The 10,796-nt window shown below is 59.0% G+C and carries 12 protein-coding genes and 1 pseudogene; 5 read left to right on the top strand and 8 right to left on the bottom strand.

All coding sequences use genetic code 11. The annotated features are described in order from the left end of the window. From MRY75_RS08295 to MRY75_RS08285, 3 genes are all read left to right on the top strand, one after another. On the top strand, nt 1-1,209 hold a 1,209-nt coding region (locus tag MRY75_RS08295), incomplete at its 5' end, for a multicopper oxidase family protein (RefSeq protein ID WP_292306860.1). Further along, nucleotides 1,206-1,688 (top strand): c-type cytochrome, encoded by a 483-nt coding sequence (locus MRY75_RS08290; RefSeq protein WP_292306858.1) that lies wholly within the window; start codon nt 1,206-1,208, stop codon nt 1,686-1,688. The genes MRY75_RS08295 and MRY75_RS08290, both read left to right, overlap by 4 nt. 1 nt (nt 1,689) lies before the next feature. Next, a complete protein-coding gene (locus MRY75_RS08285; RefSeq protein ID WP_292306857.1) occupies nt 1,690-2,421 on the top strand; it encodes a DsbA family protein in 732 nt (243 codons plus the stop codon). A 41-nt stretch (nt 2,422-2,462) separates the two neighbouring features. On the opposite strand, the gene MRY75_RS08280 is transcribed toward MRY75_RS08285, so the two are convergent. Further along, nucleotides 2,463-2,663 carry a cation transporter gene (locus MRY75_RS08280; RefSeq protein ID WP_292306855.1) on the bottom strand — a complete coding sequence of 67 codons (201 nt, stop codon included), beginning with the start codon at nt 2,661-2,663 and terminating at the stop codon, nt 2,463-2,465. A gap of 149 nt (nt 2,664-2,812) precedes the next feature. On the opposite strand from MRY75_RS08280, the gene MRY75_RS08275 reads away from it, so the two are divergent. Further along, nucleotides 2,813-5,323 carry a heavy metal translocating P-type ATPase gene (locus tag MRY75_RS08275; RefSeq protein WP_292306853.1) on the top strand — a complete coding sequence of 837 codons (2,511 nt, stop codon included), beginning with the start codon at nt 2,813-2,815 and terminating at the stop codon, nt 5,321-5,323. Nucleotides 5,324-5,335: 12 nt separating this feature from the next. Further along, a complete protein-coding gene (cueR, locus tag MRY75_RS08270) occupies nt 5,336-5,725 on the top strand; it encodes a Cu(I)-responsive transcriptional regulator (protein WP_292306851.1) in 390 nt (129 codons plus the stop codon). Nucleotides 5,726-5,796: 71 nt separating this feature from the next. On the opposite strand, the gene MRY75_RS08265 is transcribed toward cueR, so the two are convergent. The 7 genes and pseudogenes from MRY75_RS08265 to MRY75_RS08235 all read right to left on the bottom strand — a co-directional run. Next, a complete protein-coding gene (locus MRY75_RS08265) occupies nt 5,797-6,084 on the bottom strand; it encodes a copper-binding protein (RefSeq protein ID WP_292306849.1) in 288 nt (95 codons plus the stop codon). Nucleotides 6,085-6,117: 33 nt separating this feature from the next. Then, on the bottom strand, nt 6,118-6,603 hold the full coding sequence (locus MRY75_RS08260; protein ID WP_292306847.1) for a cupredoxin family protein: 486 nt from the start codon (nt 6,601-6,603) through the stop codon (nt 6,118-6,120). 27 nt (nt 6,604-6,630) lie between these two features. Then, a complete protein-coding gene (locus MRY75_RS08255; protein ID WP_292306845.1) occupies nt 6,631-7,998 on the bottom strand; it encodes a copper oxidase in 1,368 nt (455 codons plus the stop codon). Further along, nucleotides 7,995-9,407: a TolC family protein gene (locus tag MRY75_RS08250; protein ID WP_292306840.1), complete on the bottom strand. Its 1,413-nt coding sequence runs from the start codon at nt 9,405-9,407 to the stop codon at nt 7,995-7,997. Before MRY75_RS08250 ends, MRY75_RS08255 begins: the two co-directional genes overlap by 4 nt. Next, entirely contained in the window at nt 9,404-9,598 is a 195-nt protein-coding gene (locus tag MRY75_RS08245) for a hypothetical protein (RefSeq protein ID WP_292306838.1), read from the bottom strand. Before MRY75_RS08245 ends, MRY75_RS08250 begins: the two co-directional genes overlap by 4 nt. 83 nt (nt 9,599-9,681) lie before the next feature. Further along, nucleotides 9,682-10,041, bottom strand: coding sequence for a hypothetical protein (locus MRY75_RS08240; RefSeq protein ID WP_292306836.1), 360 nt, complete (start codon nt 10,039-10,041; stop codon nt 9,682-9,684). 128 nt (nt 10,042-10,169) lie between these two features. Beyond that, nucleotides 10,170-10,703 (bottom strand): annotated as a pseudogene (locus MRY75_RS08235) (MauE/DoxX family redox-associated membrane protein); the annotation flags it as partial. Nucleotides 10,704-10,796: the final 93 nt, after the last annotated feature.

Below are 10,796 nucleotides of genomic sequence, written 5' to 3'. Positions count from 1 at the left end.
CCGGAAATCCGGGTCGCACAGGGTGATCGGGTGCGTCGTCGGTTCCGCAATGAGGTCCCGGATCCCAGTTCGGTTCATTGGCATGGAATCCGGATCGACAACGCGATGGATGGCGTCTCCGGGCTGACACAAGAGGCCGTGGGGACAGGTGAGACATTCGACTACGATTTCATCGCACCGGACGCCGGCACCTATTGGTACCACGCGCATAATCGCTCATACGAGCAGGTCGCACGTGGTTTGCGCGGTGCTTTGATCGTTGAAGAGGCCGATAAGCCAGACATCGACAGAGAGGAAGTCCTCGTTCTTGAGGACTGGTTGCTCGACCCGGAAAGTGGGCAGCTGTTCGACAATTTCGATCATCCCATGATGATGAGTCACGGGGGGCGCATCGGCAACTTTATCACGGTGAACGGGCGTTATGATCTGACCTTGCCGGCAAAGCGCAACGAACGCATCCGGTTGCGCATCATCAACGCGGCGAGCGCGCGGATATTCCCGCTGCGGCTTTCGGGGATGAGCGGCTGGACGGTGGCCCTTGATGGAATGCCGATCGGTCAACCCCAGCCGGTTGACGGCGAGGTGATCCTCGGCCCTGCACAGCGCCTGGATCTGATTGTCGATGTGACCGAAGACGAAGGCGGCGCTGCCCAACTGCTTCGCATCGGCGATGACGATCAACTGACTCCGCTAGTACGGTTTAGCGTTGACGGCACAGCCAGCTCTGTTTCGAGGGACACGCCATCGCCGCTGCCGCCCAATCCCGCCGCACACACCCCAGACCTTTCCGATGCGCGTGATCTGCGGCTGGTCATGTCCGGCGGGGCAATGGGGCGAATGCAGTCGGCATTGCTCGGTGGGGAACGGCTTGGCTTCCGCCAGCTTGCGCAAGCGGGGAAGTTCTGGGCTTTGAATGACGTTGCCGAAATGACGGACACACCATTGGCCGATCTATCGCTGAACGAACCGGTACGGTTGAAGATCGAGAACCAGACAGTTTTCCCACATGCGATGCACCTGCACGGCATGCATTTCCGCGAGGTACGCCCGGACGGCGCGTTCGGGCCGATGCAGGACACGATCCTGTTGGGTGGCAACGACTCCCGCGAGATTGCCTTCATAGCCGACAATCCCGGCAAGTGGCTGTTCCATTGCCACATGCTCAGCCATGCTGCGTCCGGCATGACAACCTGGCTGCGGGTGACATGAAGTATCTCTTTTGGTCAGTCCCGCTCACGGTCGTTGCAGCCGCTTTCACGTATTGGCTCTCGACCGATGCTTTCTCGGATGTTGACAGCGCGACTACTGCGGACAGCTACGACATCGAAAAAGGCGCGCTGGCATACGCAGAGAACTGCGCGTCTTGTCATGGTGCTGAGCTGGAAGGCCAGCCAGAATGGCGATCGCCCGGTGCGGATGGGCGCCTGCCAGCGCCACCGCATGATGAGACGGGTCACACCTGGCATCATCCTGACAGTCTTCTTTTCGACTACACAAAACTGGGGGGTGCGGCGCTTTTGGCGCGTCAGGGCGTCGAATACGACAGTGGAATGCCGGGTTTCGGAGACGTGCTGACAGACCAGGAAATTCACAACATCCTGGCCTTCATCCGGTCCACCTGGCCGGACCGCATTCGCGAAGTCCAGGCAGCACGGACAGACGCCGACAGACAACGAGGAGATAACTAAGATGCGTTTCAGACAAGCACTTACGACAGTGGCGATAGCTGCCCTGCTTCCGATACCGGCAATCGCCGACGAACTGTCAAAAGCTCGGGTCAAGGAACTCGTGCTCGAGGCAATCCGCGAGAACCCCGAGATTGTCATGGAGGCCGTGGCAATCCTTGAGCAACGGCAGGCGCAAGCGCAGGAGCTCAGCCAGGCCCAAGTTCTGAATGACCAGCGCGATCTGATCGAGAACGATCCGAATGCTCCGGTTCTCGGCAACCCGGAAGGTGACGTCACCGTTGTGGAATTCTTCGACTACAACTGTCCGTATTGTCGCCGGGTCAAGCCTGAGGTGCGTGCCTTGATCGAAGACGATCCCGACATTCGCCTCGTTTACCGTGAATGGCCCATTCTCGGAGACGGATCGGTGTTCGCCGCGAAAGCGGCTTTAGCAGCCCGCAAACAGGACAAGTACGAAGAGTTCCACTGGGCCATGATGGGGTTGCAGGGGCGGGCCGAAGAAGCTTCCGTGCTACGCGTTGCCGAGGAGATCGGCCTTGATATCGCGCAGTTGCGCAAGGACATGGAGGCTCCCGAGGTTGAAGAGCACATCGCGACTTCCATGCAACTGACGCAAGCCTTGGGGTTCAATGGCACGCCGTCCTTTGTGATCGGCGATGCGCTCGTTCCGGGCTTTGTGGAAAAGGCGCAACTGGCCGATCTGGTCGAGGATGCCCGTAAGGCCGAAGATTGAACTGGTGTTCCCGGACCACATTTGGGTGGTCCGGGATTGCATTAAGCGGTAACCGGATCGGCGTCGTAGCCTGCGTCCTTGATGGCGGCTTTCAGTTGATCCGCCGTTAGCGCGCTGTCGACACGAACTTGTCGTTTAGAAAGGTCGCATTCTACGGCTGCTTGTGGGTCTGCGGTTTTCACCGCGCTTTCGATGGCAGCGGTGCAGTGCCCACAGCTCATGTTCGGAACGCTGAATTTCACCGGAGTCACTCCTTGGTTTTCGTGCCTGTCATCGATTTGGGGATTCCCCCTACTGGAAGGTCAAGTCGGAAAAAGTAAATTGACCCGTTGACCTTCTAGTTACTGGAAGGACCATATTCCGCTTAGAACGGAATAACAGGTGGTAAAACATGTCCTACCCGAAAGAGATCACCTTGCCGATCGACGGCATGACCTGTGCGTCATGTGTCGGCAGGGTCGAACGCGCGTTAGCCGCTCTTGAAGGCGTGTCCGAAGTATCAGTCAACCTCGCGATTGAAAGCGCGCGGCTGCGCGTGGACGGACCCGAACGCGTTTCCAAGATCATCGAGACAGTTTCAGCACTCGGATACCCGCCACGCACGGCAAAGGCCGAGTTTACGGTCGAGGCGATGTCCTGCGCCTCCTGTGTCGGTCGCGTCGACAAGGCGCTGGCAGCGGTGCCGGGCGTTATCGACGTAAACGTCAACCTCGCCTCCGAAACGGCGACGGTGGTTTATGTCGAAGGTCTTGTCACGACATCTGATCTGATCGAAGCCAGTGGCGCGGCGGGGTATCCGGCGAAAATTGCAACGGCGCAATCGGGCGACGACAGGGTCGCGCGAAAGGAACAGGAAGCGCATGCGCTTTCCAGGCGTGTCCTCCTTGCGGCCATTCTCGCCCTGCCGGTCTTTCTGATCGAGATGGGCGGTCACATGATCCCGGCCGTTCACATGCTGATCGAAACCACGATTGGCCAGCAGACAAGTTGGATGCTTCAATTCGTGCTGACGACCATCGTTCTGATCGGCCCGGGCCGGACATTTTACACCAAGGGGTTCCCGGCTCTCTTCCGCGGTGCCCCCGACATGAACAGCCTTGTCGCGGTCGGCACCGGGGCTGCCTATCTCTATTCCGTTGTCGCCACATTCCTGCCCTCTGTTCTGCCGGACACGTTGCGCGCCGTCTACTTCGAGGCGGCAGCGGTCATCGTCGTTCTGATTTTGCTGGGCCGGTTTCTTGAAGCCCGCGCAAAAGGGCGAACGGGTGCGGCAATCCAGAAGTTGCTGGGGCTTCAGGCCCGCACGGCGCGCGTGATGCGGGATGGTGAAAGCATTGAGATCGACATCGACGCCCTGGTTCAGGGGGACATCGTGATCGTGCGTCCCGGCGAACGCATCGCTGTCGATGGTGTCGTCACCGAAGGCAGCAGCCATGTCGATGAAAGCATGCTGACGGGCGAACCGATCCCGGCTGAAAAGGCTGCCGGTGATCCGGTGACGGGCGGAACCGTCAATGGTGCCGGGAGCCTGCACTTCCGCGCCACCCGCGTTGGCGCCGACACGACCCTTGCCCAGATCATCCGGATGGTCGAGGAGGCTCAGGGCGCCAAGCTGCCAATCCAGGGTCTGGTCGACCGGATCACCCTGTGGTTCGTGCCGGCGGTCATGGCGATTGCGACTGTGACGGTCCTGGTCTGGCTCGTCGTCGGACCCGATCCGGCGCTGACGATGGCGCTGATTGCCGGAGTTTCGGTGCTGATCATCGCGTGTCCCTGCGCGATGGGGCTTGCGACGCCGACCTCGATCATAGTGGGCACCGGGCGGGCGGCGGAGATGGGCGTCCTGTTCCGCAAAGGCGATGCATTGCAGCAGCTTGGCACCGTCGATATCGTTGCCCTGGACAAGACCGGAACCGTGACCGAAGGACGACCCGCCCTGACCGACCTTGTGCTGGCCGAAGGCTACGATCGCGAAACGACGCTTGCAAAGATCGCCGCAGTGGAAGCTCTTTCGGAGCATCCCGTCGCCGATGCCATCGTCCGTGCCGCCCGCGCCGAAGGCGCGCCGTCGCTCGACACCGAGGGCTTTCAATCGGTGACAGGCTACGGCGTGCGTGCCCTGGTGAACGGTGCGACGGTTCTGGTCGGTGCCGATCGCTACATGACCCGCGAAAATGTCGACATCTCGGCATTGGCGCATGAGGAGACGCAGATCGCCAGCAAGGGTCGGACCGCGCTTTACGCGGCCATCGACGGGCGGCTTGCCGCCGTGATCGGTGTCGCCGACCCGGTCAAATCCGCAAGCCGCGCGGCCATTGCAGCGCTGCATGAAAAGGGTTTTTCGGTTGCGATGATCACCGGAGACAAACGCGAAACCGCCGAAGCCATCGCCCGCGAAACCGAGATCGATCACGTGGTCGCTGGCGTATTGCCTGACGGAAAAGTCGCGGCACTGGACGCGCTGCGCGAGGGTGGTAAGCGCATCGCATTTGTCGGGGACGGGATCAACGACGCCCCGGCGCTTGCCCATGCGGATGTCGGCATTGCCATCGGAACCGGTACCGACGTGGCCATCGAATCCGCGGATGTTGTCCTGATGTCGGGCGATCTGCGCGGCGTGGTCAATGCCTTCGAGGTGTCGCGCCGTACCATGCGCAATATTCGGCAAAACCTGTTCTGGGCCTTTGCCTACAACGTGGCGCTTATCCCTGTGGCGGCCGGTGTGCTCTACCCGGCGTTCGGGCTGCTTCTGTCACCAATCCTCGCGGCGGGTGCGATGGCTCTGTCTTCGGTGTTCGTGCTGACCAACGCCCTGCGCCTGCGGAGCATCGCCCCGGCCATGGACGAACAGCGAGCGGTTCCCAAAGCTCGCGCTGCTGCAACGCCCGCCCCGGCCGAATAACGGAGGTTTGACATGAATATCGGAGACGTGGCCCGCAATTCGGGCGTGCCCCCCAAGACAATCCGCTACTATGAGGAAATCGGGCTGATCCACCCCAACCGTAGCGAAAACGGCTATCGTGACTTCACCGAGACCCATATGCACAAGTTGGCCTTCCTGGGCCGTGCGCGCGCCCTGGGCTTTTCCATCGAGGATTGCAGGACGCTGTTGGCGCTCTACGAAAATGAGAAGCGAGAAAGCATGCAGGTCAAGGCGGTTGCGGAGGAGCATCTCCGTCAGATCGACGAGAAGATCGCAAAGCTTCAATCCATGCGCGCGACGCTTTCCGAGCTGGTGGAGAAATGTGCCGGAGATCACCGACCTGATTGTCCAATACTCGCGGATCTCTCGCCCGATGGGTGAATCGTTTGGTGCAATTGAAACCCTTCAAGACGAAAAGCCGCGCACCGGTAGTGTCCGATGCGCGGCGTTTTTCATTTTTGCAGCTCGGTGACGGTCAGCTTTCCGTTTACCCGCTCCGCAAGAAAACTGATCTGAGTGCCTTCCGAGAGGCCCTCCAACATTCCTGCATCGGCGATTTCAAAGACCATTTTCATAGCCGGCATATCGAGGTTTTCGAGAGGACCGTGATCGATCGTGATCTTGTTCCATCTTGCGTCGATCTTGGTAACTTTGCCGCTCGACATCGCGTGATCCCCTTCGGCAAGGGCACCCCCTGCCAGAAGTAGGAAGGCGGTCGTAAGTGAAGAGATTAGTTTCATGTTGGTTGTCCAGTCTTTTGGTGGGTGAAAAGGTCAATCGACGACCAGGCTGCCGTACATTCCGCCTTCGTAATGACCGGGCAGAAGGCAAGCGAACTCGAACGTTCCGGTTTTGTTGAAAGTCCAGATGATTTCGGCCTCTTCGCCGGGATCAAGGCGTACCGCATTCGGATCGTCGTGCTCCATCTCGGGAAACTTCGCCATCAGTTCCCGGTGTTCGGCGTTTTCTTCGACGGTATCCATGACGAACTCGTGGGTTTCTTCCCCTTCGTTTACGATGATGAGGCGAACCGTTTCATCCTTGGAAAATGTGAGGTCCGAAGGCTCGAATACGAACGGCCTATCGCTGTTGTAGTCTTCCCGCAGAATGACATTGATCGTACGGGTCGGTTTTTCACCGTGCGTCGCGGGCATGCCGACGGCCATTTGACCGCCTTCGTGCCCTGGACTGGCCAGTCCCATCGCCGGGTCAATAATGGATGCCAAGGTGAGTGCCATGGCCAGAAGTCCAGTTTTCATGAGCGTGTTTCTCCTGTGCTCGTTGCATCAGCCCCACCGCACTCCGCCACGTGGAGTGATTATGGTTTTTGGACTGGTGTTGCTTGCGTGTTCGGGTAGCTCGCCCGTCCACTCATAGGCTTGCGTTCCCGGAGGGTTTTCATACCAGCCCGGATCGCTATAATCGTTGGGCGCGATGCCCTCGCGGACCTTTACAACGCTGAACATGCCACCCATTTCCAGCGGACCGAAAGGCCCCCAGCCGGTCATCATGGGGACAGTGTTGTCTGGGATCTCCATGGACATCTCGCCCATATCAGCCATGCCGGCCGTTCCCATGGGCATATACCCGGGTTGGTGGCGCCCGATCATCTGCGAAAGTCGCCGTTTGTCCGCTCCGATAAAGGTCGGGATCTCGTGACCCATCGCGTTCATGGTATGATGCGACTTGTGGCAGTGAATGGCCCAATCGCCTTCATGTACGGCTTCGAATTCGTAGGCCCGCATCGCGCCGACAGGGATGTCGATACTGACCTCGGGCCAGCGCGCTTCTGGTCTGACCCAGCCGCCGTCCGTACAGGTCACCTCGAAATCATACCCGTGCATGTGGATCGGGTGGTTGGTCATGGTCAGGTTGCCGCAGCGCACGCGCACGCGATCTCCCTTGCTTACGACGAGAGGATCAATGTCCGGAAAGATCCGGCTGTTCCACGTCCACATGTTGAAGTTGGTCATTTCCGCAACGCGCGGAATGTAGCTGCCCGGATCGATGTCGTAGGCCGCGAGCAGGAAGGCAAAGTCGCGGTCGACGGGCATGAAGGCAGGGTCGCGGGGATGGACGATGAAAAGGCCCATCATGCCCATGGCCATCTGCACCATCTCGTCGGCATGGGGGTGGTACATGAAAGTGCCGGATTTCACCAGATCGAACTCGTAAACGAAAGTCTTTCCAGACGGGATCGCTGGGTGGGACAGGCCGCCAACACCATCCATGCCGGACGGAAGGATCAGACCGTGCCAATGCACGCTGGTGTGCTCGGGCAGTCGGTTGGTGACATAGATGCGCACGCGCTCGCCTTCGACCGCCTCGATCGTGGGCCCCGTCGACTGGCCGTTGTAGCCCCAGAGCCGAGCGATCATACCATCTGCCATGATCCGTTCGACGGGTTCGGCGACCAGATGGAACTCCTTGACGTCTCCATTCATCCGGTAAGGCAGAGACCAGCCGTTGAGCGTCACCACCGGGTTGTAGTCGAAACGGTCGGTCGGGCGCGGCGGCACCTGAGTGTAGGGACTGTCGGTGAACACCGCCTCGGGCAGATCCCGAAATCGGGTCTGTGCCGCCGCCGCATTGGCGAGCACCGCGCCCGCTCCCGCGGTCAAACCTGCTCCGAGAACTTGTCTACGATTGATCATTCCATGTCCTCCTCATTGCCGCCGGCACCTGCACCGGCAGTGCCGCCCCAGATCGCAGCGGTCACCTCTGTTTCAGCCAGCCAGTAGTCTCGTTTTGCCTCTGCCGCTCCAATCTGCGCCTCAAGACCGTCACGTGCGTCCTCGAGCAATTCGAAGGTCGAGGTGATCATCCCACTGTAGGATTTGAGCGATTCTTCATCGATGGTTCTGCGAAGCGGCAGAACCACATCGCGCCAGTGCCGCGCCACGGCATGTCGCCCGGTCACGGATTTGTAAGCCATCCGCGCCTCGGCGCGCGCGTTGATTGCCTGCTGCGCCACGCTGTTCGCAGCTCGCAGATAATTCATCTGGCCGCGTTTTGATGACAGTCGCCCAGTGTCATAGAGTGGAATTTCAAAGTCTACCGACAACGCCGGATTTACCTCTGTACTCCCGTTGCTGCCTTCCGCTTCGAGGCCCGCTGCCAAAGAGACATCCGAAATCATGCGTGTCTTGCCCGTCAGTCGATACTCGCGCGCCACGGCTTCGAGCTCCAGCTTTCCGACAGCAAGATCAACACGGTTCGCCAACGCCAAGCGTTCGATATCAGCGGAAGCGCGTGGTTGACTTGGCAAGCTCGGGAGGGCGTCAGGGACAAAAACCTCGATCGGACTCCCAAAAAGTCCCATGAGCCTGATCAAACGCTCTTTTGCAAGTTGCGCTTCCAGACGCGCTTCCGAACGTTCTACGGCCAAGACCGCAGTGAGCGCGTGTTCGCGTGCCTGGTCGGCTTTGCTCATGAATCCAGTACGACCAAGCTGTGAGGCAAGTTCGGACGCAGAGTCGGCAGTGTTCTGCGCTTCTGCAATCAAGGCAGCCTTCTCAAAAGCGCCAACTGCCTCAATCCATGCACGGCGGGTTTCGATAGCAAGTGCAATCGTTTCGGATAGAGCCTCTAGTTGCGCCTGTTGGAAGCGGATTTGCGCTATTTCCGTCCGCGGCCTTTGGTTTGCCGCATCCAGAACGGATTTCATGACCAGCGCTTCAAGTGCCCGTGTTACGTCACCAGCAAGTCCGGAAACAGATACACTGACTGACGGTATCGGCCCCATGGCCACTTCCCAAAGATCCGTCGAAGACAAGCCCAAGTCGGCGAAACTCGCCTGCAATCCGCGATTGTTCATTATCGCGACCTGTACCGCAGTATCGGCGTTGATCGTTTTTTTGTGAACCAAGCCATGAACCCGTCTGTCGAGCGCCTCAATCTCACCAGCGGATAGGGCCCATTCCGGCGACGCGCCGACAGCGCGGCTTGCCCCGGCCTGAACCGTATCGAACCCCGCCCGTTCCTTGCTCGCCATCTGAACGACTGAGGTTTGCGCGCAGGCCGACAGCAGAAGCGCTGTGCCGATAATCAAAACCGCTTTCATCGGTTGCCTCCGCTTTGAGCGTCATTAAGACCGCGCCAATCGGCAGGATCCTCAATCCGGTATTGCGTGTACTCGATGCCGGGAGCTGAGCGCACTTCGGCCACAACTGCCGGGTTTGCGGCCACGGTGAACGCGGGCGCATCGTTTAGCTCGGCCACGGATGCACATCCGGAAGCGAGCAGCGGCAGCATTGCCGCAGTCAGTTTTTTCACTAGTTGTCCTCGTCGAATGAAATGCTAACGATCAGCCGCAAAAGCGCTGACAAACGTCCGCATTACGCACGTGGTGGTCGACGAAGCCCGTCAGGAGCGGACATGCTCACAAGCGATGTTGCGTCCCACGTACCTACAACACGCTCTACACAACAAGCGGAAGCCTCTTGTATAACGAGATTGAACAAGCCGGTGGTACAAACATGGCTTTGACAATGCAAATTTTCGTGGTCGTTCTTTTCCATCGAAGGCGCGTGAACATGATCGTGATCGACCGCCCCGATGTAAGCAGTAACTCCCTGCTCTTTGCTCAGCTCTAAACAGTCGATCATCGCAGCAGCATTCGAGGGTGCCGAAAGCATAGCGAACAGCGCCGACAGCGCGATCATTTGAAAGAAAAAGGTGCGAATCACACTCATCATGGGAAAGCATTACTTTCGGTCGCGATTTCCCGCAACACACAAAAATGTTGTGGCTCATCGTGATGCGTAACACTGTTTAACTGCCTGGAGAGCTGGGAGAAACCCATCATTGAGTCTCGAGCCGCGTGTCAGAACCAGATCGCCCGGATCGGCATCCACAGCCCCATGAAGATCATCATCAGGTTCTCTGTGAGCGAGATGAAGCCAAGCGGCACCGAGCTGTCTCCGCCGACGCAGGCGCATTTCAGCTCTCTTTTGTCGATATACACCGCCTTGAACACGCTGATCGCGCCGACCGTTCCGATGAACAGGGCGACGGGTGCGGAAATCCAGAGCAGCGCGCCAGCAGTCATGAGCACGCCAGCCACGGCTTCGCCGAACGGATAGATCTTGCCATACCGCACCCATCTGCGCGCCAGCAGGTCATAATTCAGGAACATGGTCGAAAACCCTTCGACATCCTGCAACTTCTGGATCGCGAGTATGGCCATCGACAGAGAGATGAACCATTCAAATGCGCGCAGTGTGAGGAGCGAGCCATACTGGTGCCAGGACAGGCCCAGAGTCAACAACGCCGCGACAGCAAAAATCGCGATGACGGGTTGGTAGGTCGTGTCGCTTTGTTCGTCCTTGGGCGGATCAAGTGCGAAAAACACCCTGATACCAAGGGCGGCGGTCATTGATCCACTTTTGCCCAATCTCTGGTCCCGATTGACGTGATGACATCCGGGAGGGTGATCAGGTTGTTCCAGGCT

The sequence above is a fragment of the Marivita sp. genome, assembly GCF_022763305.1.
Classification (GTDB): domain Bacteria; phylum Pseudomonadota; class Alphaproteobacteria; order Rhodobacterales; family Rhodobacteraceae; genus Marivita.
This window is presented reverse-complemented; position numbering and strand designations above follow the sequence as displayed.

What these genes read in the sequence shown, in the direction of transcription:
- MRY75_RS08245 (WP_292306838.1), bottom strand. Translation starts at nt 9,598, where the DNA reads ATGCTGCCGCTGCTCGCTTCCGGATGTGCATCCGTGGCCGAGCTAAAC.
- MRY75_RS08255 (WP_292306845.1), bottom strand. Translation starts at nt 7,998, where the DNA reads ATGATCAATCGTAGACAAGTTCTCGGAGCAGGTTTGACCGCGGGAGCG.
- MRY75_RS08240 (WP_292306836.1), bottom strand. Translation starts at nt 10,041, where the DNA reads ATGATGAGTGTGATTCGCACCTTTTTCTTTCAAATGATCGCGCTGTCG.
- MRY75_RS08275 (WP_292306853.1), top strand. Translation starts at nt 2,813, where the DNA reads ATGTCCTACCCGAAAGAGATCACCTTGCCGATCGACGGCATGACCTGT.
- MRY75_RS08265 (WP_292306849.1), bottom strand. Translation starts at nt 6,084, where the DNA reads ATGAAACTAATCTCTTCACTTACGACCGCCTTCCTACTTCTGGCAGGG.
- MRY75_RS08285 (WP_292306857.1), top strand. Translation starts at nt 1,690, where the DNA reads ATGCGTTTCAGACAAGCACTTACGACAGTGGCGATAGCTGCCCTGCTT.
- MRY75_RS08250 (WP_292306840.1), bottom strand. Translation starts at nt 9,407, where the DNA reads ATGAAAGCGGTTTTGATTATCGGCACAGCGCTTCTGCTGTCGGCCTGC.
- MRY75_RS08260 (WP_292306847.1), bottom strand. Translation starts at nt 6,603, where the DNA reads ATGAAAACTGGACTTCTGGCCATGGCACTCACCTTGGCATCCATTATT.
- cueR (WP_292306851.1), top strand. Translation starts at nt 5,336, where the DNA reads ATGAATATCGGAGACGTGGCCCGCAATTCGGGCGTGCCCCCCAAGACA.
- MRY75_RS08290 (WP_292306858.1), top strand. Translation starts at nt 1,206, where the DNA reads ATGAAGTATCTCTTTTGGTCAGTCCCGCTCACGGTCGTTGCAGCCGCT.